General features: G+C 54.5%; 1 protein-coding gene. It reads right to left on the minus strand.

Features of this window, described 5'->3' with window-relative positions:
* Positions 1–308, minus strand: a 308-nt coding sequence (locus BLX24_RS33360) for a hypothetical protein (RefSeq protein ID WP_177226035.1), incomplete at both ends; no start/stop codon positions are given.

A 308-nucleotide genomic window follows, 5' to 3' on the forward strand; every position in this document is an offset into this window, starting at 1 on the left:
GCAACGCTGGCCACAATCTTATCCCAGACGCCGGGCTTTGCCAGGTCTTCGGCTCCCCGCTTGATGTCATCCATCTGCGTTTTTACGTCAGAAAGCTGCTTTTCCGCTTCCGAAAGCCGCTTTGTGGCCGCAACGAATTCATCGGTGCCGGGCTTTAAGCCTTTGAGTTCCTTGTTAAGATCCTTGACGTAATTCTGAAGCTGGCCGTAGGTCAGCTGCGTCAGATCGACGTCCTTCTTCAGCGCCTGGGTCTGCTTCTGCACATCGGCCAGCTCATTCTTATACTGCTTCCAGGCCTCGGAACCCTT

It is taken from the genome of Arsenicibacter rosenii (assembly GCF_001870735.1).
Taxonomy (GTDB): domain Bacteria; phylum Bacteroidota; class Bacteroidia; order Cytophagales; family Spirosomataceae; genus Arsenicibacter; species Arsenicibacter rosenii.